The organism is Acinetobacter sp. AOR12_HL (assembly GCF_027855275.1).
In the GTDB taxonomy this organism is placed as follows: domain Bacteria; phylum Pseudomonadota; class Gammaproteobacteria; order Pseudomonadales; family Moraxellaceae; genus Acinetobacter; species Acinetobacter baumannii.
The window spans coordinates 14,643-37,516 of record NZ_JAKTIJ010000003.1; the positions used below are offsets into that span (position 1 = coordinate 14,643).

Consider the following 22,874-nt stretch of genomic DNA (forward strand, 5'->3'; position numbering starts at 1 on the left):
ACTTAACAGCGCATTATACGCATGGAACCTTAAAAAGTCTATTTATTTTCTATTAAAAAATTTAATTCATTGCTTGCTTTTAGCAAAAAAATTCATCCACTTGTCTGAAATTGATACTTTTAGCAAATTGTCTGACAATCTGGCTGCTGAAATTGTCTAATTCCTCTTATTGTAATGTTAGCTAAAAAATAAACAATACGAGGAAATAGCATGAGCGATAACCAAGTTTCAAAAGATATAGCTGAGAATACTTCAGCAGTAGCAGAGACTGTAAAGACAGAAGTAGCGGAAGCTAAAGAGGCCGTAGCCAAAACGACGACTCGGGCTAAAAAAGCGGTTAGCACTAAAGCTACACAGGTAAAAGAAGTTGTAGCTGAAAAAACAGAACAGGTCAAAGAAGTGGCTCACGAAGCGACTTCGCAAGTTAAAGAAGCTATTGCAGAAACACAAGAGCAAGTAAAAGCTGTAATTAATGAGACCGAAGAAAAGATTGAAGCTGAAACTCAAGAATTGAATCAGAACATTCACAATCAATTTGCTCAGATTAAACAAGATATTTTACAGCGTCTTGATGTGATTAAAGCTCAGTTCAATACTTCACAAGAAGGATTGAATGAATTAAAAAATACTTTAAAAGCTGAAATCAATGCATTAATTGAAGATCTAACCAAAGTGACTAAGGAACTTAAAGGTGACATTAGCCAAATTTCTTTAAAACACAAAGACTCTTTAACTGAAAGCTTAAAACGCACTAAAAATAATGCGGTTGAAGCTTGGAACAAAGCAAGAGATCACTAAAGATTTAGCATTAAAAGTTAATAAAAAAAGCGAGAATTAATTTCTCGCTTTTTTGTTTTTTAAAACTCATGCAGCCAATCACGTTTATTATGAAAATCAGCATGTTTTCCACTATGCTGCATTGCATAGTACTGCATACCATCTTTTGTTTTTAAAACAGCAGTCAAACCTAGATAAAGGTTTGACCATTTTAAGCGGTGCTGTTGCATAAACTGGCTTAAGTCAAGACTTACATTTAACCCATAGTGGGTACGTTTGAGATGATTCAATTCGATATCGTAAGCAACGAGGGGAGGCATGCTTTCCGGATAGCGATATTCTTCAAACTGGTAAGTCTGCCATGCTTGAGAAGGGGAAAGATTAATTTCCCGGTAGAAATCTTCATCATGCACGCCAATGAAAATTTCAAAACAAGTTTCTTCCCACAAAAAGTCCTGGCGAGGATGAGCTGCGACTTCTTGGGGCCAGATAATTAGTTGGTTTGGATCACGAATCCAAAAACCCACATTTAATGTATATGGGGCTTGCTGTTCAATTGCGCCAACAACAGAAACAGCATGAAAACGATCAAAAGCTGAAAGTTCGTAACTTGCCATAAGTAGTCAATAAGTTAGTTTGCTAAGTGTGCGTGACGAACAAGGTTAGATAAATGTTGATTTTGCTTAGCTGCTTTTTTATAGAGTAAAACAATTTTACCAATTTTCTGGACAGCTTCAGCACCAGTTGCTTCTACAATCGCATCAATTACTGCGGCACGAGCTTCACGGTCTTCACCAGCAATTTTTACCTTGATGAGTTCATGATCGTTTAAAGCACGAAGCGTTTCTTCAATAACAGCGTCTGTTAAGCCTTGTCCACCAATCATGACAACCGGATTAAGCACATGACCAATTTGACGTAAACGTTTACGTTCATGAATAGATAAAGCGGCCATTAAAAATACCTGATTTTAAAAACGACTTAGTATAGCAAAAAACTTAAAATCAAATGTACGAAAAACTGTATAAATAATCGATCAACATTATTGGAAAAAAACTGTAAAAGTTATTGAGATTACGTTACATCCGTACTGTAATGAGAGTAATTTTCACGTACAATGAGCAATCAGAAGTTTTTTTGATATTTAGTGAGTTATGGCAACACGCATCACCAACCAAAAATTGTCTAAAAGTAGTCGTGCGTGGATGAGGGAACATCTAGACGATCCTTTTGTAAAAAAAGCACAAAAGGAAGGATATCGTGCACGAGCAGCGTATAAACTTCTTGAAATTCAAGAAAAATATAAGTTGATCAAGCCAGGCATGACAGTGGTGGACTTGGGAGCAGCTCCTGGGAGTTGGTCACAAATCGCTGGGAAACTCGTTGGTAGTAAAGGATTGGTTATTGCTTCCGATATTTTACCTATGGATGCTTTGCCAGATGTCACTTTCTTACAAGGCGACTTCAGAGAAGAAGCTGTATTTGAAAAATTGTTAAATATTTTAAACGGAAGACAAGTAGACATTGTAATTTCTGATATGGCCCCCAATACATCAGGTAATAGGGCTGTTGATCAACCTCGACAGATTTACTTGTGTGAACTTGCTTTAGACTTTGCTCAGAAAGTCTTGGGTCCAAATGGACAGTTTGTTGTTAAAGTGTTCCAAGGCGCAGGATTTGATGAGTTTCGTAAACAAGTCGTTGATAGTTTTGATGTGTTAAAAACAGCAAAACCAGCAGCTTCTCGGGCACGATCTAAAGAAGTTTTTTTGGTTGGACAAGGGCGTAAGAAAGCATTGCAATAAAGTTTACTTGCCAAGCTCCTAAAAATTGTGCATTTTGTATCTTTTAGGTTATCCGCAAGCAAGACAATTGCTGTTTTTAAGACGATCGGCCAAGTTTGGGCATGATCAAATTAGATTGATATGGGAATAAAGCTTTGAGCGATTACTTCAAGAATGCCGTATTGTGGCTAATAATACTTGGTGTTCTGATTTTAATTTTCAGTAATATCAGTGACCGCAATAAGCCAACTGCAATGAAATATTCAGATTTTGTTGCAGCGGTGAATGCTGGCCAAATTAAGCAAGTCACGATTGACGGTTTAAATATTAGTGGTGAAAAAACTAACGGATCTCAGTTTGAAACTGTTCGTCCGCAGGTTGAAGACACTGAACTTATGCCAAGCTTAAACAAGCAAAATGTTGTTGTAGAGGGCACAGCACCACAACGTCAAGGCATTTTGATGCAACTTCTCATTGCTAGTTTCCCTGTACTGTTAATCATTTTGTTATTCATGTTCTTTATGCGTAACATGGGTGGTGGTGCAGGCGGCAAAAATGGTCCGATGAGTTTTGGTAAGTCGAAGGCAAAAATGCTTTCTGAAGACCAAATCAAAGTGACTTTTGCTGACGTTGCCGGTTGTGATGAAGCGAAACAAGAAGTTGTGGAAATTGTAGATTTCTTAAAGGATCCTGCAAAATTCAAACGCTTGGGCGCTACTATTCCACGTGGCGTGCTTATGGTTGGTCCTCCAGGTACTGGTAAAACGTTATTAGCCAAAGCAATTGCTGGTGAAGCAAAAGTTCCATTCTTTAGCATTTCTGGTTCTGACTTTGTTGAGATGTTTGTGGGTGTGGGTGCGTCCCGTGTCCGTGATATGTTTGAACAAGCAAAACGTCATGCGCCATGTATCATCTTTATTGATGAGATTGACGCAGTAGGCCGTCACCGTGGTTCAGGTACAGGTGGTGGTCATGATGAACGTGAGCAAACCTTAAACCAAATGCTTGTAGAGATGGATGGTTTTGAAGGTAATGAAGGCGTAATCGTTATTGCTGCGACTAACCGTGTGGACGTATTGGATAAAGCATTATTACGTCCAGGCCGTTTCGACCGTCAAGTTATGGTTGGTTTACCTGACATCCGTGGTCGTGAACAAATTCTGAATGTACATTTGAAAAAATTGCCTTCAGTTACTGGTGTAGATGTTAAAGTTTTATCTCGTGGTACGCCTGGTTTCTCTGGTGCTCAGTTGGCAAACCTTGTAAATGAAGCTGCTTTGTTTGCTGCTCGCCGCAATAAGAACACTGTCGATATGCATGACTTTGAAGATGCAAAAGACAAGATCTATATGGGTCCTGAACGTAAATCAATGGTTCTACGTGAAGAAGAGCGTCGTGCAACTGCTTACCATGAAGCCGGACATGCAATTGTTGCTGAGATTTTACCGGGCACTGACCCTGTGCATAAGGTAACAATTATGCCGCGTGGTTGGGCTTTAGGTGTAACTTGGCAGTTACCTGAACAAGATCAGATTAGCCACTATAAAGACAAAATGCTAAATGAAATTGCAATTTTGTTTGGTGGACGTATTGCTGAAGAAGTCTTCATTCAGCAGCAATCGACTGGTGCTTCAAATGACTTCGAACGTGCTACAAAAATGGCTCGTGCGATGGTAACGAAGTACGGTATGTCTGACAAAATGGGTGTGATGGTTTACGAAGATGAAAACCAAAATGGATTCTTTGGTAACGTAGGTAGCCGTACAATTTCTGAAGCGACTCAACAACAAGTTGATCAGGAAGTACGCCGTATTTTAGATGAACAATATAAAGTTGCTCGTGATATCTTGGAAAATAATAAAGATATCGCCCATGCAATGGTTAAAGCGTTGATGGAATGGGAAACTATTGATCGTGACCAAATCCGTGACATCATGGAAGGCCGCGAACCTCAACCACCGAAAGTTTATATTGCTGAAAATCCGGTATCTGCGTTTGAGCCGCCAAAAGATGGTCCATCTACTCCGCCGCCATTACCAGCGATGAATTAAGTTAATTAATAAAGAAGCCACAGTCATGTGGCTTTTTTATTTGTCTTAACTTTGGATAAAGCTGAAAAGAAATCGACAGCATGTAAAGCTTACTTGCTAAAATAGCCGCTGATTTTGAACCGGAGCTTTTTATGCAGTTAATATCTTTACCAAAGCAGATTTTACAGTGTGGACAGCTTCAATTAGATTTATCTCAGCCCCATGTTATGGGTATCTTAAATGTCACTCCTGATTCTTTCAGTGATGGTGGTAAACATAACCAATTAGACCAAGCGGTTGATCATGCACTTAGTATGATTGAGCAAGGCGCGACTATTATTGATATTGGGGGGGAATCTACCCGACCTGGTGCTTCAGAAGTTGTAGTAGAAGAAGAAGTGCGTCGTGTAGTACCTGTGGTCGAGGCTTTATCTCACCATAACGTTATTTTGTCGATCGACACAAGTCAGCCAGAAGTTATTCGCGCAGCAAAAGCAGCAGGAGCACATATCTGGAATGATGTCCGTGCCTTAACACGTCCCAATGCTTTAAAAACTGCCGTAGAATTAGATATACCTGTAGTAATTATGCATATGCGCGGTGAACCAACGACAATGAATCAGTTGGATCAGTACACTAATGTAACACTCGATGTGATGCAAGAGTTGCAACAGCGTATTGATGAGGCTTTGGCTGCTGGGGTAAAAAAGCACAATATTATTGTTGATCCTGGATTTGGCTTTGCGAAAAATGCCCAGCAAAATTTAAAACTATTAAAAGAATTTTGGAAACTTAATGAACTTGGTTATCCAATTTTATCTGGCCTTTCTCGTAAACGTTTCATAGGTGAAGCTTTACAGGGCGCTCCTGCAGATCAACGTGCTGTGGGAAGTGTAACTGGGCATTTGCTTAGTATTCAGCAGGGAGCATCCATTGTAAGAGCGCATGATGTAAAGGAAATGCATGAAGCAATTTTAGTTTGGAAAGCGATACAGCAAGCCTAAATAATGACGTTATAAAATTGGACTTGCTCAGTGCTCATTAAAATAGAGTGGATGAGTGAGTCGGGTAAATATCTCGTGATTTTTACGAAAATATGTTATAAGCGGCAAGTTTTTGCTGTTGTGTAAACTTTTGTATGTTTGAAGACTTACTTCTCCCAATGTTTGATGATGAATATTATCCAGATATTTTGGTCGCTGAACTCAAGCAGCTTATTGAGCAATTTGCTAAAAAAGTTCAAAAACCTGCTTTAGCTGAGCAAGATATCTATCGATATGCTCATCAGACTGTAAATGAAATTAATGAAATGAAGCCACAGTTCGAAGATCTAGACTCATCGCTTGATGATAGTGCTGCTGATTATATTGCTGAGGCAATGATGATGGTGGTACAAGATGCAGGATATTTAGATCTGGAAATGGAAGAGTTGGTGATGAATCGAGAGTGGTGATTACTCTCGATTTTCAAAATTTTTGAGAGCTTCTAATAAATGACATGTCTCGTCTAAATGAACTTCGTCTATTTTCTCAATTTTTAAAATTAAATTTCCATTCTGCTGTTCATTTACTTCTGCCAATACGCTGACCCAATAGTTTTTTGTTGCTGCTGTAGCTCTTTAAATTGAGTAAATATCTCTTGAGGGGCTTCAATTAGATAGTCATCTTGAGTAATAGAGCAGCGTACAAAGTGCCAATCATTATTTTTGAACAAGATTGTACCGTTAAATATATCTTTGGCATTTGCAAAGGGTATAAAAAAGAGTAGAGCGGATATAAATATTAATATTCTGATCATGGCATTATTTTCATCAGGCATAAAAAAACCAGCTTACGCTGGATTCTTTATGGCACCAAATTCAATAGTTGAAAATGGTGCCCGGGGCCGGACTCGAACCGGCACGCTTTGAGGGCGGGGGATTTTAAATCCCCTGTGTCTACCTATTTCACCACCCGGGCATGTGCGCAATAATAGAGGACAAGTGCGCGATTGGCAAGAGAAAAACAGAGAGTTTGCTTTATTTTCAATCAGTTCTTATCAGTATTTCTATAAATTAACCAATTTATGTCATGATTTGTTCATCAAACTGAGATCAGTTGTTCATCTTCTCTACTTAAGTTTAAGACACTCATTGCTTAAAACTTAGGTAATTTTATGTCAGAGAAAATTTCACGCCGAGAATTAATTCAAAAAAGTCTACTCGGTTTTGGGGCTTTATCTATACCTGTTGCTTTTACAGGTTGTAATGATGGCTCAGATGATGAAAGCCCAGAAATACAAGCAGATTTTCTTCATGGTGTCGCAAGCGGGGATCCACTACAAGATAAAGTTATTTTGTGGACACGAGTAACACCGACAGACTCTGGGGTGCGCTTAAAAGTTGTATGGGAAATTTCAACCGATAATCAGTTTAAACAAAATTTAAAGACGGGAATGGTTGAAACAAGCAAGACTGATGACTTTACAGTGAAAGTTGATGCAGCTGGGTTACAAGCAGATACGGTGTACTACTACCGTTTTAAATTTGGTAATAAAGTTTCACCAGTTGGGCAGACGAAAACATTACCAACATCCACCAATAAAGTGAGCTTTGCAGTATGTTCTTGTTCTAACTATCCTGCGGGTTACTTTTATGTTTATCGTGAAATGGCAAAACAGAATGTTGATGTCATTATTCACTTGGGTGACTATATTTATGAATATGGGGCAGATGGCTATGCGACAGAAGATGCAATCAAGCTAGGCCGTAATTTACCTGCCGATAATAATAAAGAAATTATTAAATTAGATGATTACCGCAAACGTTATGCGCTTTATCGTCAAGATAAAGATTTACAAGCAGCTCATCAGCGCTATCCTTTTATTGTGATTTGGGATGACCATGAGTTGGCAAATGATGCTTGGCGTGAGGGGGCGGAAAACCATCAAAGTAATGAAGGGGCCTTTTCGGACCGTAAATTAGCTGCCCTACAAGCCTATTTTGAATGGATGCCAATTCGTCCAGTTTCTAGTACAGATCATTTAAATATTTATCGCCAGTTTAATTTTGGCTCTCTTGTTCAGTTAACCATGCTAGATACGCGTATTATTGCGCGTGATAAGCAGCTTGCATATGCAGACTACATGACGACTACAGGTTTGGATATTGCAAAGTTTCAGGGAGATTTAACTAATCCGGTGCGTACTTTGATGGGGTATACACAAAGAGATTGGTTGGTTGATAAATTAAAGCAATCTACAGCAACATGGAATGTAGTAGGGCAGCAAGTTTTAATGAGTAAAATGTGGATTCCAGCTGAGTTGTTGGCGTCTTTAGGGCAAATTACTTCAGGAGGAACTTCGCCTGATGCGCTTGCTAAGATGAATGCACAAATTACCGAGTTGGTCGCTTTAAAACTTCGTTTACAACAAAATGATCCGACATTAACAGCCCAAGAAAAAGCAAGAATTATGACGGTTGCGCCATATAATCTCGATGCTTGGGATGGTTACTATGCTGAGCGAGAGTTTGTGTACGATAAATTGGCAGAGTTTAATAAAAAGATCATTGTGTTAGCCGGGGATACACATAATGCATGGGCATCTTATTTATATAGCCAGAAAGGGAAATATGTTGGAGTTGAATTAGCGACTAGCTCTGTATCGTCTCCAGGTTTGGAAAAATATTTAAGTATTCCACTGGCTCAGCTTCAACAGTTTGAATTTGCATTTACTACATTAATTGATGAATTGGTTTATTGTAATTTAAATCAACGAGGATATTTGTTGGTTACTCTAGATCAGGTGCAAGTTCATTCTGAGTGGAGATTTGTAGATTCAATTAAAAATACCGAATATCAGATAGATTCAAGCCGACAAAACGATATTGTATTGAATCTAAATTTGATGCCGTTAAAACAAGGTCAAAAGACTGCTTGAAATTATAGAAAATTAGAGGGTTGCTGAGGTAACCCTTTTTTTAGGCATAAAAAAACCAGCTTACGCTGGATTCTTTATGACACCATATTCAGTACTTGAAGATGGTGCCCGGGGCCGGACTCGAACCGGCACGCTTTGAGGGCGGGGGATTTTAAATCCCCTGTGTCTACCTATTTCACCACCCGGGCTTTACCAAATTTGGAGGCGGAGGTCGGAATCGAACCGGCGTCCACGGAGTTGCAGTCCGCTGCATGACCACTCTGCCACCCCGCCTGCATTTGGTGATGCACATATTAGCAACCTTTACAAAAAAAACAATACTGTTTTGAGCGAAGATGCACATAAAAACAACATCTAGAATAAAATTGTCGAAATTATCATGTATTATTGGCACATTAAATTCATGTCTACCTTGGAGATGTGCTGTGGCATTGGTTTTAGACGGTCGTGCATTAGCAAAGCAAATTGAAGAAAATTTGTTGGTACGTGTTGAAGCTTTAAAAGCGAAAACAGGTCGTACCCCAATTTTAGCGACTATTTTGGTTGGGGATGATGGTGCTTCTGCAACTTATGTACGTATGAAAGGGAATGCCTGCCGCCGAGTAGGTATGGATTCATTAAAAATCGAATTACCACAAGAAACCACAACAGAACAATTATTAGCTGAAATTGAAAAGCTTAATGCCAATCCAGATGTTCACGGTATTCTTTTACAACATCCAGTTCCTGCACAAATTGATGAGCGCGCATGTTTTGATGCGATCTCTTTAGCAAAAGATGTAGATGGCGTAACTTGCCTTGGTTTTGGCCGTATGGCAATGGGTGAAGCTGCATATGGTTCAGCGACTCCTGCTGGCATTATGACGATTCTTAAAGAAAACAATATCGAAATTGCTGGCAAACACGCGGTTGTAGTTGGACGTTCAGCAATTTTAGGTAAACCAATGGCAATGATGTTGTTGCAAGCAAATGCGACAGTAACGATTTGTCATTCACGTACACAAAACTTACCTGAGCTTGTGAAACAAGCTGACATTATTGTTGGTGCTGTAGGTAAAGCTGAACTTATTCAAAAAGACTGGATTAAACAAGGTGCAGTTGTTGTAGACGCTGGTTTCCATCCACGTGATGGCGGCGGTGTAGGCGATATTCAATTACAAGGTATTGAAGAAATTGCTTCTGCTTATACACCAGTACCAGGTGGTGTTGGTCCAATGACCATTACAACTTTGATTCGTCAAACTGTAGAAGCTGCTGAAAAAGCTTTAGGTTAATTTAATTTATTCACGGCGGCGTCCTACCGTTTAACGCAAATGTTAGGAGCTCGTATGTTACTTTTCTTTCGGGATGAGTAGCGAATGCTACGCAAGACCAAAACGGTTGCACTAATTAAAGCAGTGGAATTGAACTAATGTATTTTTAGTAACTAGCCACTATCATGCTTTAAGCTACTGTTTTAGTCTTGCTCACGATGCAGATGATCAAATAGTAATTATAAATTGTTGAGCTTATTTATGAGCTGCACCTTTCAACTGTCCAAAGCCCCTGAACATTTACTTCAAGCCTTACATGAAGTCATTCCTCATTGTGAATTAATGGCACAACAGTTGCCAGAAACTCCAATTTCTTTATGGTTGATTCCACCTGTTTTTCCAACTGATCGTTTGGATGACGAAGTTATTCGCCGTATCTGGAATGACACGCCGTATTGGATTTTCTGTTGGGCATCAGGCTTGGCGATGGCTCAGTGGATACTTGCAGAGCCGCACCATGTTAAAGATAAAGTGGTGTTAGATTTCGGAGCAGGTTCTGGTGTAGTGGCAATTGCTGCAAAAATGGCAGGAGCAAAACGCGTAATCTGCTGTGATATTGATCAGGTCAGTTTAAATGCTTGTCGTGAAAATGCTTTACTTAATGATGTAGAACTCGAATATTTGGATGATTTATATAAGGCTGAACAAGTCGATGTTTTACTTGCTGCCGATGTGTTATATGACCAATGTAATCGCTTTTTCTTAGACGAATTTTTAAAATTTGCACCTGAAGTATGGGTGGCAGATAGCCGTGTTAAAAATTTTAGTCATCCAAAATATGAAAAAATTGAAGAAAGAAGTGCAACAACTTGGCCAGATCTGGATGAAGCGAAAGAATTTAGAAATGTAAGTTTTTATAAGACGCTGTAAGAGAACAGCGTCTTTTTTTATGTTATGAACAAGTATAACGAACGACTTTTAATGTACTTGGACGCGCTTCAAGTGCTTGGCGTGTCGCATAATCTTCACCATTATTTAAGCTAGGTGTATTTGATAAGCCAAAAGAAGCGCGGGTTTCACCTAGTTGAATTCCGTAATGCTCATCTTTAGCTGGATTAGGAATTTCATTGATGCTTAAAATTGATAATTTATAAACTTTCTGAGCACCTAACACATTTTGACAAGCACGTTGCAATTTACGCTCATCAAGTTGCTGGTTACTACGACCAGCTAAAGTGTAAGCTAAAGTCGCTGAAGTTTTTGTTTGGTTTTCAATCTGGTAGCCAGTTGAACCATTATATTGTCGAGGCGTAGTCTGACATGCAGTTAAAATGAACATACTACTTAATGCCAAACATAGAATACTTTTATTCATCAGTATCGTCCTTATTTTCTTATATGAAGTATCTCATAAAATAGAAACGTTGTTGGAGCTTATTCACTAAGTTAGAGCTAACATTCACTTATGATATTAGCTCTAATTGAAGGATTTTAATGTTCTTTAATTTTTGAATGATGCTTGGTGTCTTTCATGAAGATATAAATCAGCAATGAAATGAAAATCATGATACTGACGTAAATAAAGAACCAAGATTCGTGCCCGGCTTCTTTAAAACTTAATGCAAAAAACTCGGCTGTACCACCAAATAAAGTATTCGCAATTGCATAAGGTAATGCGACACCTAAAGCTCGAATATGTGCAGGGAAAAGTTCAGCCTTCACTACAGCATTAATTGATGTGTAGCCGGTTACCATAACCAGTCCACCTAAACATAGCCAGAAAGCAGTCCAGTAGTTATGCGTGTTTGCAAGTGTATCAAACAAAATATAAGTGAATAAAACACCTGTGACCCCGAAGGCGATCATAAGCGGTTTACGGCCAATCCGATCTGATAAGGCACCTGCCAATGGCTGTAAGCACATAAAGATGAATAAGGCTAAAGTGGTAATTTGAGTAGCCTCAGGCTTGGTAAAACCAGAAGTATTCACTAAATATTTCTGTAAATAGGTGGTGTAAGTATAAAAAGCTAAAGTACCACCAGCAGTTAGGAATAATACAGTGAAGGCCTCTTTAGGATAATGTTTAAATAAAGCAAACATTCCTGATTTCGGCTGATCTGTTTCTGCTTGAGCGTTTTTAAAGGATTGAGTTTCCAATAAGCCACGACGAATACGGAACACCACAATAGCTAAAAGGGCTCCGATGAAAAACGGAACACGCCATCCCCAGTCATGTAGCTGTTCTTCGGTAAGTATCATTTGCAAGATGAGTAGTACGCATAAAGCTGTAAGCTGTCCTGCAATTAAAGTGACATATTGAAAGCTTGAGAAAAAACCACGTCGATCTTTTTCTGCCATTTCACTTAAATACGTTGCACTTGCGCCATATTCACCGCCTACACTTAAGCCTTGAATTAAACGTGCAATAACCAAAAGCAATGGAGCAAATACGCCAATACTTTCGTAGGAAGGTGTAACAGCAATCAGTAGCGAACCGATACACATTAAAGTAACGGAAAGCGTAAGGCCCGCTTTACGTCCTTTACGGTCAGAATAGATCCCCATAATCCATGCGCCAATGGGACGCATAACGAAACCCACTGCAAAAATAGCGGCAGCTTGAAGAAGTTGGGCGGTTTGACTTCCTTTTGGGAAAAATGCATGAGCAAAATAGAGCGTAAATGCGGCATATACATACCAGTCGTACCATTCGACAAGGTTACCGGCAGAACCGCCCAAAATTGATTTTAGACGGGTTTTTGTATCTAAATTAGAATGTGGAGTTGTTGCGGTAGAAGGTTGATCAACCATGATTCGCTCCATGTTTCGCTTGGGTTGAATGCTAAAAAAGAGAAGATTTATTCCGTTTTTACATATTATCTACAGGAGTATTTCACTTTATTTTTTTTATGTCTGTAAAACAATGTTTATTATTTAAGCAAAGGAATAAGTTGAATATTTATGTGATTTCAAATTAGCCGATCAGCATATTTTTATCTTCTAATTTCAATATTTTTCTTATTACTTTTTTCCATGCAGTAAAAAATTGATAAAGAATGGGTAATGTTTGGACGAAGAAACCCTATGCCACTTAAAAATAATGATATATTCCAAAGAAAATTTTAAATAAATACAGTTAGGCATGATGTTTTTGCATTGTGGGCTAGATGTGTGTGGAAAATGAAAGGGACATTCAGATGTCAAATTGCCCGAAAAAATATATTGTCGCTTTTGATCAGGGAACAACAAGCTCAAGAGCAATTGTTTTAGATCATGATGCGAACGTTGTCAGTATTGCTCAAAGAGAATTTACCCAGATTTACCCTCAGCCAGGTTGGGTTGAGCATGATCCTATGGAAATTTGGGCAACTCAAAGTGCTGTATGGGTCGAAGCATTGGCTCAAGCTGGCATAAAGAGTGAACAAGTTGCGGCAATTGGAATTACAAACCAACGGGAAACCACTATTGTCTGGGACAAAAAAACAGGAAGGCCTATTTACAATGCGATTGTTTGGCAAAGCCGACAAACAACGGAAATATGCAATCAATTGTATAAAGCAGGTTGGCAAGAATATATCCGTAAGACCACCGGTTTAGTCATTGATCCATATTTCTCGGCCACAAAAATTAAATGGATTTTGGATCATGTTGAAGGCAGCCGTGAGCGTGCTGAGCGGGGAGAGTTATTATTCGGTACGGTGGACACTTGGCTCATTTGGAAACTAACTAATGGGGCCGTCCATGTCACTGATTTTACCAATGCATCTCGAACCATGCTGTTTGATATCGAAAAGCTTGAGTGGGATGAAAAGCTTTTACAAGCTTTAGACATTCCTAGAGCAATGTTGCCGGAGGTTCGTAGTTCATCTGAGGTTTATGGATATACACATACCATTAGTGGACAAGAAGTAGGAATCCCAATTGCCGGAATCGCGGGTGATCAGCAGGCTGCGCTTTTTGGTCAAATGTGTGTTGAGTCGGGACAGGCTAAAAATACCTACGGTACTGGCTGTTTTCTACTCATGAATACGGGTAAAAAGATTGTCCGTTCAGAGCATGGTTTACTCACAACTATTGCCTGTGGTGCGAGTGGTGAGGTGAACTATGCCTTAGAGGGTGCCGTATTTAACGGTGGTTCTTGCGTACAGTGGTTACGCGATGAATTAAAGGTTATTAAGAATGCTAAGGATTCCGAGCTTTATGCAACACGTGTAAAGGATAATAATGGTGTATATGTAGTACCTGCTTTTACCGGATTAGGAGCACCATATTGGGACCCGACAGCACGCGGCGCAATTTTTGGTCTGACACGTGGGGCTAGTATTGAACATATTATCCGCGCAACTCTAGAGTCTATTGCCTTTCAAACTCGGGATGTTTTAGATGCCATGCAACAAGATGCAGAGGAAGAGCTTCGTACACTCCGTGTTGATGGAGGAGTAACGGAAAATAATTTCTTGATGCAATTTCAGGCCGATATTTTAACGACACCGGTAGAGCGTCCAATAATGAAAGAAACTACAGCATTGGGTGCAGCTTTCTTAGCAGGGTTGGCCACTGGTTTTTGGCAAGATCTTCATGAGTTAAGAAATAAATCTGCCATAGAAAAAGTATTTGAACCGAAAATGCCTTCTGAACAAGCTGAACTCATTTATAAAGGTTGGCTAAAAGCAGTTAAGCGTAGTCAAAATTGGGCAGAGGATTGAACTTTTTCTTAACTAGTTGAATTCAATAGTAGGGTAGTCAATGGATAGTTAAATGCTAGAGGATGCAAAATTGATTATTCTACTTTTTTGATTGTTGTTTCATCAATTTGATGTTTTAATTTTTATAAGATCAACAATAAAAAGAACATGAGAAATGAAAGTACAACCTAATGATTATTCAAAAATATATGATATTGCTGTAATTGGTGGCGGTATTAATGGTGTTGGTATTGCCAATGATGCAGCAGGGCGCGGATTATCGGTATTTTTATGTGAAAAAGATGATTTAGCCAGCCATACCTCATCTGCTAGCAGCAAATTAATTCATGGCGGCCTACGTTATTTAGAATATAAAGAATTCAGGCTGGTCAGAGAAGCATTAGCAGAGCGTGAAGTATTGCTAGCTAAAGCGCCACATATTATTAAACCAATGCGTTTTATCATGCCTCATCGACCCCATTTACGCCCTGCATGGCTAATTCGAGCAGGTCTATTTTTTTATGATCATTTGGGAAAACGAGAAAAATTATTAGGATCAAATCTCATTTATTTCAAAGAAGACAGCCCTTTAAAACCAGCGATAACACGTGGTTTTGAATATTCTGACTGTACTGTAGATGATGCGCGTCTTGTGGTGTTAAATGCACTACAAGCTAAAGAGAAAGGGGCAAAAGTCGTTACACGTACACGTTGTGTTAAGGCTTATAGGCAACAGGAATTATGGCATCTGGAGTTACAAAGCGGAGCTGAGTTTTATCAGGTTCGTGCGAAAGCTATTGTAAATGCGGCGGGACCTTGGGTTGAAGAAATTATTAGTGAAAACCTGAACTTAAGTTCACCTTATCAAATTAGGCTTATACAAGGAAGTCATATTGTTGTGCCAAAATTATATGACTGCCATAAGGCCTTTATTATGCAAAACGAAGATCGACGGATCGTTTTTGCAATTCCTTATTTAGAAAAATATACCCTCATTGGTACAACAGATCAGGAATACACAGGTGATCCACAAAAAGTAGAGATTACTGATGTGGAAATCGATTACCTTTTGACAGTGACAAATTCACATTTTAAAAAGCAGTTGACGCGAGCTGATATTGTAAGTCAGTACTCGGGTGTGCGTGCTTTATGTGATGATGAGTCTGATAATCCATCTGCAATTACACGCGATTATACTTTGGCTCTACAGGCAGAAGATAAAACTACACCATTGCTCTCAGTGTTTGGGGGCAAGATTACAACTTACCGAAAGTTAGCCGAAGCTGCTTTAGAGCATCTGGCTCCGTTTTTTAATGACATGGCAGAGGAGTGGACTGCAGATGAGCCATTACCTGGCGCCGAAAACTGGACCACACTAGATGATTTAATCAATCAGATTAAAACACGTGTAAGTGGAATTTCTGACTCACTTGCCAACCGTTGGGCTCATGCATATGGCACAAGAGTGTGGAATATGCTTAAAGAGCGAAATGCTATAGAACAATTGGGTCAACATTTTGGCCATGATTTGTTTGAGTGTGAAGTCAGATATTTGTGTGAATATGAATGGGCTCACACAGCAGAAGATATACTTTGGCGCAGATCTAAATTAGGTTTGGCATTTGATGAAAAACAGGTAAAAGTTTTAGAAGCTTATTTATCTGAACGTCGATTAAAAGACGATGCCGCATAATAAAAAAGGTCGCACATGGCGACCTTTTTTATATAGAGCAATTAGAAGCCAGTTTTTACAGCTTCAAGTAAAGCTGCTTGACGTTCTTTTAATGCTTTAGGTAAGCGTTCGCCAAGTTTATTGAATAACTCAGTGTGGCTTTCAATTTCAGTAACCCACTGGTCTTTATCTTGATTTGTGATGAGGTCAAATTGTTCTTTAGTGAACTCAGTACCTTCCCAATTCAAGTCTTCATATGTTGGAACAAAACCGATAGGTGTTTCAACAGCGTTCGCACGACCTTCACAACGATCAATGATCCACTCAAGAACACGCATGTTTTGACCGAAACCAGGCCATACGAAGTTGCCTTCAGCATCACGACGGAACCAGTTTACATTGAAGATTTTTGGTAATTTGTTGCCAGAAGCTTCAGCTTTTTCACTTACTTTCGCACCAAGGTTTAACCAGTGGTCAAAGTAATCAGCCATATTATAGCCAGCAAATGGAAGCATCGCGAATGGGTCACGGCGAACAATACCTTGTTGACCAACAGCAGCAGCAGTAGTTTCAGAACCCATAGTTGCCGCTTTATATACACCGTCAACCCAGTCGAAAGCTTCAGAAACTAAAGGTACTGTATCTGCACGACGACCACCGAAGATGAATGCAGAAATTGGAACACCTGCTGGGTTTTCCCAATCAGCATCGATAGATGGACATTGACCTGCTGCAACAGTGAAACGAGCATTTGGATGTGCTGCTTTTTCGCCGTTTACGTGAGGTTGACCTTTCCAGTTAGTTAAGTTTGCTGGAACTTCTTTAGAAAGACCTTCCCACCATACTTGACCATCGTCAGTTACTGCTACGTTTGTATAGATAACGTCTTTGTGAAGAGTTGCCATACAGTTCGGGTTAGTTTTGGTATTTGTACCAGGTGCTACACCGAAGAAACCAGCTTCAGGGTTAATCGCATATAAGCGACCATCTTCACCTGGTTTAATCCAAGCAATATCGTCACCTACAGTTTCGATTTTCCAACCTTCATAACCTGCTGGTGGAATTAACATTGCAAAGTTTGTTTTACCACAAGCAGACGGGAATGCAGCAGCGATGTAGTGTTTTTCACCTTGAGGGTTAGTTACACCAAGAATAAGCATGTGTTCAGCTAACCAACCTTGTTCGCGTCCCATGACAGAAGCGATACGAAGAGCTAAACATTTTTTACCAAGTAACGCGTTACCGCCGTAACCAGAACCGAAAGACCAGATTTCGCGAGTTTCTGGGTAATGAACGATATATTTCTCTGGGTTACAAGGCCAAGCAACATCTTTTTGACCTTCAGCAAGTGGAGCACCTACTGTATGTACGCAAGGAACAAACTCGCCATCCGTACCTAATACGTCATAAACTGCTTTACCCATACGTGCCATTTTGCGCATGCTAACAGCTACATAAGGAGAGTCAGTTAACTCGATACCAATGTGAGCAATATGGCTACCTAAAGGACCCATAGAGAAAGGAACAACGTACATGGTACGGCCTTTCATTGAACCTTCAAATAAACCATTTAATTTTTCACGCATAACAGCTGGATCTTCCCAGTTGTTTGTCGCACCAGCATCTTCTTTATTTTGAGAGCAGATGTAAGTACGATCTTCAACACGCGCAACGTCAGATGGGTCAGAATTTGCAAGATAAGAACCAGGATGTTTTTCTTGGTTTAATTTCTGCATGGTGCCGTTAGCGATCATCAAGTCGATTAGACGTTGATACTCTTCTTCGCTTCCGTCACACCATTCGATTTTTGCTGGTTTGGTTAAGTTTGCAATTTCTTCAACCCATGCTATAAGCTTAGGATGACGAACGAATTCTGGTGCGTTCACTGTGGTCATGGTGAGGCCTATTCAAAATATGTACAACGTACAAGTCATTCATTGGGATACAATGAAAGATCAAATAAAAAAGTGGCTGTATTAAAGCATAAAATCATAAAAAAAATAAGACTAAAGACTAACTAGCAGATATTTGGAGTTTTCTTTATTTTTTAATGAAAATCATATGTTTATATGTTTTTATAAGGTTTTTGCTTTTATATTTTTATGTTATATGTATGTTATTTATCTAAATTATTTTGTTTAAAATCAATTAACTAGGCTTGAAAAATTTTTTTGAGAATTATTATTGATTATACAAATGAAGCTCATTCAAAATTTACATAAAGAGACTTTTAATAGGCGATTTTATATACAAAATAGAATAAAGAACTGACTTTACGATAATAAAATGCGGCCTTTGAAACCTCTTTCAATCATCTATAACGAAAAATCAGGATTTCATGCTTCAAAACATGAAGACGTCTATGAGCAGCTCATGACTGTATTTACAGAATATGGTTTTGAAATACAAGTATTTGAATTAAATGAAAATACATTATTTGATGATTTGATAAATAATGTTATTCATCGACATTCACAAAATGAAAATACAGGAGTGGTTGTTGCGGCAGGAGGAGACGGTACTTTAAATGCGGTTGCAACTAAACTTAAAAATACTTCTATTCCCATGGGAATTTTGCCTTTAGGGACTTTTAATTATGTTGCTAAAGTTTTAGAGATTCCGTTAGACCTTTTAGAGGCAGCAGAGGTTATTGCAACAGGTAAACCTAGGTCAGTACATGTAGCAGTTATTAATGATCATATTTATCTAAATAATGCAAGTTTAGGTTTATATCCTCTTTTTATCAAAAAACGCGAACTCTACAATAAATATTTAGGAAGACTGCCTTTACATGCCTATACCTCAGCTTTAGATGTTTTATTGAGAGAAAATAAATCAATGAAGCTTTCTATAACTGTAGATGGCAAGAAATACCCAGTTAAAGCGCCGCTTATTTTCTTTGGAAATAACCAATTGCAACTATGTGATATGAAGCTCAGAATTGCAGAATGTGCAGCTCAGGGAAGAGTCGCTGGAGTTGTAATTACAAAAAGTGATAAGCTGAGTTTACTAAATATGCTTTGGCAATGGGTTCAAGGTAAAGTTGAAGATGCACAAGATGTATATAGTTTTTGTGCTGATCATGTCATTGTTGAATGTGCAAAGAAAACCAAACTCACAGTGGCCTTAGATGGAGAAATCATAGAGATGAAACCTCCTTTAAATTTCACTGTAGAAAAAAATGCTTTAAATATTATGGTGCCGAATGTTACTACATCTGTCTGATTTACACTTTGGGACAGAAAAAAAAGAGTGTTTAGAGGCAATAAGAGATTTTTGTATTCAGCAACAGCCTGAAGTGGTTGTTGTGAGCGGCGATATTACTCAACGCGCCAAATATGAACAATTTTTTAAATGTCGACAGTATTTAGATAGCCTCAATATTCCTTATCTTGTGGTGCCCGGTAACCACGATATACCTTTGTATCATGTCTGGAATCGTTTTTTTTCTCCATTTACCCGTTATCGATATTTTTTTGGTGAATTAGAGCCGACTTTAGAAACTGAACATTTTTATATTGTAGGCGTAAACAGTATACGCCGTCGTTATCATACGCGTGGGCATATTTCGATTGAACAAATTCAAGCTACATATGAGCGTTTAGACAGGGGACCTAAAAATAAAATAAAGCTGGTTGTTTTCCATCAACCCTTTTATACGCCGCCTGATAATAAGCATGGAATAAAAGATTGTCCGGTTCTGGGCAAAATTGCTTTAGAAAAGTGGAGTACAACTGGTCTATTTGGAATGTTACATGGGCATCTCCATAAAACAGCTATATATGATTTAACTCAGATTTATTCTTTAAAAATAGATCATCCTATTTTTGATATACATGCTGGTACAGCAACTTCTACTCGCTTATATCATCATAATCCAAATAGCTTTAATACAATTTCAAATGAAGGAAAAATTCGACATTATTGGTTTAATGAACAGCTGGCTGAATTCACTTCATATTGATTTGGTTTAGATGAGCTTAAATAATTGATTGTTTAAAAAATATTCAAAAAAGAGAAAATTTTTTCTTATTTCCCCTTGAAGCCATTTTTTTCATCCCCACAAAAGTGACATCTAAATATTTTGTTATTGCTCTGGATTAAAGCAATAACGATTAATCAAAAAGACTAAGTCTGATGGAGTTAATTATGAGCAACATTCGTCCATTACATGATCGCGTTGTGATTCGTCGCGTAGAAGAAGAAACCAAAACTGCTGGCGGTATTTTATTGCCAGGTTCTGCTGCTGAAAAACCATCTCAAGGTGAAGTAATTGCAGTAGGCAATGGTCAAATCACTGATAACGGCGTACGTGCTTTGGATGTTAAAGTTGGTGACAAGGTGTTATTTGGTACTTATGCAGGTACAACAGTTAAAGTAAATGGTGAAGAACTCTTAATCATGAAAGAGTCAGACATCTTAGCTGTATTAGAAGGCTAATCGATCCATAACTCAATTCATTATCAGATTCAGTATTTAAAAAGATTCGGAGTTTAATATGTCAGCTAAAGACGTAAAATTTGGTGATTCAGCTCGCTCAAAAATGATTGCAGGGGTAAACGTACTTGCAGATGCAGTTAAAGTGACTTTAGGTCCTAAAGGCCGTAACGTTGTGATCGACCGCTCTTTCGGTGCGCCGCACATCACTAAAGACGGTGTAACTGTTGCAAAAGAAATTTCATTAAAAGACAAGTTTGAAAACATGGGTGCTCAACTTGTTCGTGAAGTTTCAAGCAAAACTAACGACATCGCAGGTGACGGTACAACAACTGCAACTGTACTTGCTCAAGCAATTTTAAATGAAGGTATCAAATCAGTAACTGCTGGTATGAACCCAATGGATTTAAAACGCGGTATCGACATTGCAGTAAAAACTGTAGTTGAAAATATCCGTTCTATTGCTAAACCAGCTGATGATTTCAAAGCAATTGAACAAGTAGGTTCAATCTCTGCTAACTCTGATACTACTGTTGGTAAACTTATTGCTCAAGCAATGGAAAAAGTAGGTAAAGAAGGCGTAATCACTGTAGAAGAAGGCTCTGGCTTCGAAGACGCATTAGACGTTGTAGAAGGTATGCAGTTTGACCGTGGTTATATCTCTCCGTACTTTGCAAACAAACAAGATACTTTAACTGCTGAACTTGAAAATCCGTTCATCCTTCTTGTTGATAAAAAAATCAGCAACATTCGTGAATTGATTTCTGTTTTAGAAGCAGTTGCTAAAACTGGTAAACCACTTCTTATCATCGCTGAAGATGTTGAAGGTGAAGCGCTTGCAACTCTTGTTGTAAACAACATGCGCGGTATCATCAAAGTATGTGCTGTTAAAGCTCCTGGTTTCGGTGACCGTCGTAAAGCAATGCTTCAAGACATCGCGATCTTGACTGGCGCAACAGTTATTTCTGAAGAAGTTGGTATGTCTTTAGAACAAGCAACTCTTCAAGATTTAGGTACAGCGCACAAAATCACTGTTTCTAAAGAAAACACAGTTATTGTTGACGGTGCTGGTGATGCTGCTGCTATCGCTGAACGTGTTCAACAAATCCGTGCTCAAATCGAAGAATCTACTTCAGAATATGACCGTGAAAAATTACAAGAACGTGTTGCTAAGTTAGCAGGCGGTGTTGCTGTAATTAAAATCGGTGCAGCAACTGAAGTTGAAATGAAAGAGAAGAAAGACCGCGTAGACGACGCACTTCACGCAACTCGTGCAGCAGTTGAAGAAGGTGTTGTTGCTGGTGGTGGTGTTGCTCTTGTTCGCGCTGTAAATGCTCTTGAAGGCTTAAAAGGCGCTAACGAAGATCAAACAGCTGGTATCAACATTTTACGCCGTGCGATTGAAGCTCCACTTCGTCAAATCGTTGCGAATGCTGGTGATGAGCCATCTGTAGTTATCAACGCTGTTAAGAATGGTGAGGGTAACTTCGGCTACAACGCTGCAACTGGCGAATATGGTGATATGTTAGAAATGGGTATCCTTGACCCAGCTAAAGTAACTCGTTCTGCACTTGAGCACGCTGCTTCTGTTGCTGGCTTAATGTTAACTACAGAATGTATGATTACTGACATTCCTGAAGACAAACCAGCTGCTCCAGATATGGGCGGTATGGGTGGTATGGGCGGAATGATGTAATAACGCATCAACGCTTTAACCCAAAAAAATCCCTGCATTCGCAGGGATTTTTTTATTTTTCCAGTAATTTTAAGAATAAGTTAAGTTCAGAACCCTAAAATTAAAACAGGAACAGCAGCTAGAAGTTCCTCTTTTGTTACAACCATGCTTATCTATTTATAAGCATGGTTTTTTTTATCCAAATAAAATAATAAGCCAAGTGGCAACAATAATAGAAAGTGCAACAAACTGAGCGGCACTACCCATATCTTTCGCATTTTTGGAAAGTTGGTGTTTCTCGAGTGAAACTCGGTCAACCACTGCTTCAATGGCAGAGTTGAAGAGCTCAACAATGATGGCAAATAAACAGACAATGATCATCAGGGCATGTTCGCCGCGAGTTACATCCAGGAAAAAGCTGACAGGGATGAGTACAAGATTAATTAAAACAATTTGCCGAAATGCAGCTTCATTTTGATAAGCAGCTTTAAATCCTGAAATTGAATAACTGGTAGCGTTCAAGATGCGCTTTAGGCCACTTTTACCTTTATAGGGAGAATAACTATCCATTCACTTATATTTTAGACACTTTTCATGCATTATATAGTGCAGCCCTTAAAAAAATATTAAATCTTTTTTAAAG

General features: G+C 38.8%; 21 protein-coding genes and 3 tRNA genes. 14 read left to right on the top strand and 10 right to left on the bottom strand.

Features of this window, described 5'->3' with window-relative positions; genetic code table 11:
* Positions 1-210: 210 nt before the first annotated feature.
* Positions 211-798 (top strand): hypothetical protein, encoded by a 588-nt coding sequence (locus tag MKL36_RS00315; RefSeq protein WP_001282876.1) that lies wholly within the window; start codon positions 211-213, stop codon positions 796-798.
* A 59-nt stretch (positions 799-857) separates the two neighbouring features.
* Here the strand turns inward: MKL36_RS00315 and MKL36_RS00320 are convergent, their stop codons facing one another.
* Positions 858-1,394, bottom strand: a complete 537-nt coding sequence (locus MKL36_RS00320; RefSeq protein WP_002059670.1) for a DOMON-like domain-containing protein — start codon at positions 1,392-1,394, stop codon at positions 858-860.
* 14 nt (positions 1,395-1,408) lie between these two features.
* Complete coding sequence (gene yhbY / locus MKL36_RS00325; protein ID WP_000729551.1) at positions 1,409-1,732, bottom strand: ribosome assembly RNA-binding protein YhbY; 324 nt, start codon at positions 1,730-1,732, stop codon at positions 1,409-1,411.
* Between the two features lie 199 nt (positions 1,733-1,931).
* On the opposite strand from yhbY, the gene rlmE reads away from it, so the two are divergent.
* From rlmE to MKL36_RS00345, 4 genes are all read left to right on the top strand, one after another.
* Entirely contained in the window at positions 1,932-2,582 is a 651-nt protein-coding gene (rlmE, locus tag MKL36_RS00330; RefSeq protein ID WP_000235573.1) for a 23S rRNA (uridine(2552)-2'-O)-methyltransferase RlmE, read from the top strand.
* A gap of 134 nt (positions 2,583-2,716) precedes the next feature.
* The gene (gene ftsH, locus MKL36_RS00335) at positions 2,717-4,612 is read left to right on the top strand and encodes an ATP-dependent zinc metalloprotease FtsH (protein WP_001286662.1); all 1,896 of its coding nucleotides are present in this window, start codon (positions 2,717-2,719) and stop codon (positions 4,610-4,612) included.
* Between the two features lie 131 nt (positions 4,613-4,743).
* Positions 4,744-5,595, top strand: a complete 852-nt coding sequence (gene folP / locus MKL36_RS00340; protein WP_021510657.1) for a dihydropteroate synthase — start codon at positions 4,744-4,746, stop codon at positions 5,593-5,595.
* Positions 5,596-5,729: 134 nt separating this feature from the next.
* Positions 5,730-6,044 (top strand): DUF5713 family protein, encoded by a 315-nt coding sequence (locus tag MKL36_RS00345; RefSeq protein WP_000461267.1) that lies wholly within the window; start codon positions 5,730-5,732, stop codon positions 6,042-6,044.
* A gap of 113 nt (positions 6,045-6,157) precedes the next feature.
* On the opposite strand, the gene MKL36_RS00350 is transcribed toward MKL36_RS00345, so the two are convergent.
* Entirely contained in the window at positions 6,158-6,409 is a 252-nt protein-coding gene (locus tag MKL36_RS00350) for a hypothetical protein (RefSeq protein ID WP_227521661.1), read from the bottom strand.
* Between the two features lie 54 nt (positions 6,410-6,463).
* Positions 6,464-6,549: transfer RNA gene (locus MKL36_RS00355), tRNA-Leu, on the bottom strand.
* A gap of 196 nt (positions 6,550-6,745) precedes the next feature.
* Between MKL36_RS00355 and MKL36_RS00360 the strand changes: the two genes are divergently transcribed.
* Positions 6,746-8,509, top strand: coding sequence for an alkaline phosphatase D family protein (locus tag MKL36_RS00360; protein ID WP_021510656.1), 1,764 nt, complete (start codon positions 6,746-6,748; stop codon positions 8,507-8,509).
* A gap of 102 nt (positions 8,510-8,611) precedes the next feature.
* Here MKL36_RS00360 and MKL36_RS00365 read toward each other — a convergent pair.
* Positions 8,612-8,697 (bottom strand) — tRNA-Leu (locus MKL36_RS00365).
* 11 nt (positions 8,698-8,708) lie between these two features.
* Positions 8,709-8,782: transfer RNA gene (locus MKL36_RS00370), tRNA-Cys, on the bottom strand.
* Positions 8,783-8,934: 152 nt separating this feature from the next.
* Here MKL36_RS00370 and folD point away from each other — a divergent pair.
* A complete protein-coding gene (folD, locus tag MKL36_RS00375) occupies positions 8,935-9,783 on the top strand; it encodes a bifunctional methylenetetrahydrofolate dehydrogenase/methenyltetrahydrofolate cyclohydrolase FolD (RefSeq protein ID WP_001229846.1) in 849 nt (282 codons plus the stop codon).
* 240 nt (positions 9,784-10,023) lie between these two features.
* Positions 10,024-10,692, top strand: a complete 669-nt coding sequence (locus MKL36_RS00380) for a class I SAM-dependent methyltransferase (RefSeq protein WP_001278008.1) — start codon at positions 10,024-10,026, stop codon at positions 10,690-10,692.
* Between the two features lie 22 nt (positions 10,693-10,714).
* Here MKL36_RS00380 and MKL36_RS00385 read toward each other — a convergent pair whose 3' ends face one another.
* Positions 10,715-11,137 (bottom strand): hypothetical protein, encoded by a 423-nt coding sequence (locus tag MKL36_RS00385; RefSeq protein ID WP_001043188.1) that lies wholly within the window; start codon positions 11,135-11,137, stop codon positions 10,715-10,717.
* Between the two features lie 116 nt (positions 11,138-11,253).
* Positions 11,254-12,585 carry an MFS transporter gene (locus MKL36_RS00390; protein ID WP_086374156.1) on the bottom strand — a complete coding sequence of 444 codons (1,332 nt, stop codon included), beginning with the start codon at positions 12,583-12,585 and terminating at the stop codon, positions 11,254-11,256.
* Between the two features lie 374 nt (positions 12,586-12,959).
* Here MKL36_RS00390 and glpK point away from each other — a divergent pair, with 374 nt between their 5' ends.
* Positions 12,960-14,468: a glycerol kinase GlpK gene (glpK, locus tag MKL36_RS00395; RefSeq protein ID WP_000063780.1), complete on the top strand. Its 1,509-nt coding sequence runs from the start codon at positions 12,960-12,962 to the stop codon at positions 14,466-14,468.
* Positions 14,469-14,622: 154 nt separating this feature from the next.
* The gene (gene glpD, locus MKL36_RS00400) at positions 14,623-16,140 is read left to right on the top strand and encodes a glycerol-3-phosphate dehydrogenase (protein ID WP_021510654.1); all 1,518 of its coding nucleotides are present in this window, start codon (positions 14,623-14,625) and stop codon (positions 16,138-16,140) included.
* Between the two features lie 41 nt (positions 16,141-16,181).
* On the opposite strand, the gene MKL36_RS00405 is transcribed toward glpD, so the two are convergent.
* Positions 16,182-18,014 (bottom strand): phosphoenolpyruvate carboxykinase (GTP), encoded by a 1,833-nt coding sequence (locus tag MKL36_RS00405; RefSeq protein ID WP_000214355.1) that lies wholly within the window; start codon positions 18,012-18,014, stop codon positions 16,182-16,184.
* Positions 18,015-18,405: 391 nt separating this feature from the next.
* Between MKL36_RS00405 and MKL36_RS00410 the strand changes: the two genes are divergently transcribed.
* The 4 genes from MKL36_RS00410 (at position 18,406) to groL (ending at position 22,252) form a co-directional block, all read left to right on the top strand.
* On the top strand, positions 18,406-19,344 hold the full coding sequence (locus MKL36_RS00410; RefSeq protein ID WP_001247651.1) for a diacylglycerol/lipid kinase family protein: 939 nt from the start codon (positions 18,406-18,408) through the stop codon (positions 19,342-19,344).
* Entirely contained in the window at positions 19,325-20,083 is a 759-nt protein-coding gene (locus MKL36_RS00415; RefSeq protein ID WP_021510653.1) for a metallophosphoesterase family protein, read from the top strand. Before MKL36_RS00410 ends, MKL36_RS00415 begins: the two co-directional genes overlap by 20 nt.
* A gap of 185 nt (positions 20,084-20,268) precedes the next feature.
* Positions 20,269-20,559, top strand: a complete 291-nt coding sequence (locus tag MKL36_RS00420) for a co-chaperone GroES (protein WP_000065579.1) — start codon at positions 20,269-20,271, stop codon at positions 20,557-20,559.
* 58 nt (positions 20,560-20,617) lie between these two features.
* The gene (gene groL / locus MKL36_RS00425; protein WP_001274623.1) at positions 20,618-22,252 is read left to right on the top strand and encodes a chaperonin GroEL; all 1,635 of its coding nucleotides are present in this window, start codon (positions 20,618-20,620) and stop codon (positions 22,250-22,252) included.
* A 174-nt stretch (positions 22,253-22,426) separates the two neighbouring features.
* Here the strand turns inward: groL and MKL36_RS00430 are convergent, their stop codons facing one another.
* Positions 22,427-22,801 carry a diacylglycerol kinase gene (locus tag MKL36_RS00430; RefSeq protein WP_000379022.1) on the bottom strand — a complete coding sequence of 125 codons (375 nt, stop codon included), beginning with the start codon at positions 22,799-22,801 and terminating at the stop codon, positions 22,427-22,429.
* Positions 22,802-22,874 lie beyond the last annotated feature (73 nt).

What these genes read in the sequence shown, in the direction of transcription:
- MKL36_RS00320 (WP_002059670.1), bottom strand. Translation starts at nt 1,394, where the DNA reads ATGGCAAGTTACGAACTTTCAGCTTTTGATCGTTTTCATGCTGTTTCT.
- MKL36_RS00385 (WP_001043188.1), bottom strand. Translation starts at nt 11,137, where the DNA reads ATGAATAAAAGTATTCTATGTTTGGCATTAAGTAGTATGTTCATTTTA.
- MKL36_RS00430 (WP_000379022.1), bottom strand. Translation starts at nt 22,801, where the DNA reads ATGGATAGTTATTCTCCCTATAAAGGTAAAAGTGGCCTAAAGCGCATC.
- rlmE (WP_000235573.1), top strand. Translation starts at nt 1,932, where the DNA reads ATGGCAACACGCATCACCAACCAAAAATTGTCTAAAAGTAGTCGTGCG.
- MKL36_RS00405 (WP_000214355.1), bottom strand. Translation starts at nt 18,014, where the DNA reads ATGACCACAGTGAACGCACCAGAATTCGTTCGTCATCCTAAGCTTATA.
- MKL36_RS00360 (WP_021510656.1), top strand. Translation starts at nt 6,746, where the DNA reads ATGTCAGAGAAAATTTCACGCCGAGAATTAATTCAAAAAAGTCTACTC.
- MKL36_RS00420 (WP_000065579.1), top strand. Translation starts at nt 20,269, where the DNA reads ATGAGCAACATTCGTCCATTACATGATCGCGTTGTGATTCGTCGCGTA.
- groL (WP_001274623.1), top strand. Translation starts at nt 20,618, where the DNA reads ATGTCAGCTAAAGACGTAAAATTTGGTGATTCAGCTCGCTCAAAAATG.
- MKL36_RS00380 (WP_001278008.1), top strand. Translation starts at nt 10,024, where the DNA reads ATGAGCTGCACCTTTCAACTGTCCAAAGCCCCTGAACATTTACTTCAA.
- MKL36_RS00315 (WP_001282876.1), top strand. Translation starts at nt 211, where the DNA reads ATGAGCGATAACCAAGTTTCAAAAGATATAGCTGAGAATACTTCAGCA.
- MKL36_RS00415 (WP_021510653.1), top strand. Translation starts at nt 19,325, where the DNA reads ATGTTACTACATCTGTCTGATTTACACTTTGGGACAGAAAAAAAAGAG.
- MKL36_RS00350 (WP_227521661.1), bottom strand. Translation starts at nt 6,409, where the DNA reads ATGCCTGATGAAAATAATGCCATGATCAGAATATTAATATTTATATCC.
- MKL36_RS00345 (WP_000461267.1), top strand. Translation starts at nt 5,730, where the DNA reads ATGTTTGAAGACTTACTTCTCCCAATGTTTGATGATGAATATTATCCA.
- glpK (WP_000063780.1), top strand. Translation starts at nt 12,960, where the DNA reads ATGTCAAATTGCCCGAAAAAATATATTGTCGCTTTTGATCAGGGAACA.
- MKL36_RS00390 (WP_086374156.1), bottom strand. Translation starts at nt 12,585, where the DNA reads ATGGAGCGAATCATGGTTGATCAACCTTCTACCGCAACAACTCCACAT.
- folP (WP_021510657.1), top strand. Translation starts at nt 4,744, where the DNA reads ATGCAGTTAATATCTTTACCAAAGCAGATTTTACAGTGTGGACAGCTT.
- yhbY (WP_000729551.1), bottom strand. Translation starts at nt 1,732, where the DNA reads ATGGCCGCTTTATCTATTCATGAACGTAAACGTTTACGTCAAATTGGT.
- MKL36_RS00410 (WP_001247651.1), top strand. Translation starts at nt 18,406, where the DNA reads ATGCGGCCTTTGAAACCTCTTTCAATCATCTATAACGAAAAATCAGGA.
- glpD (WP_021510654.1), top strand. Translation starts at nt 14,623, where the DNA reads ATGAAAGTACAACCTAATGATTATTCAAAAATATATGATATTGCTGTA.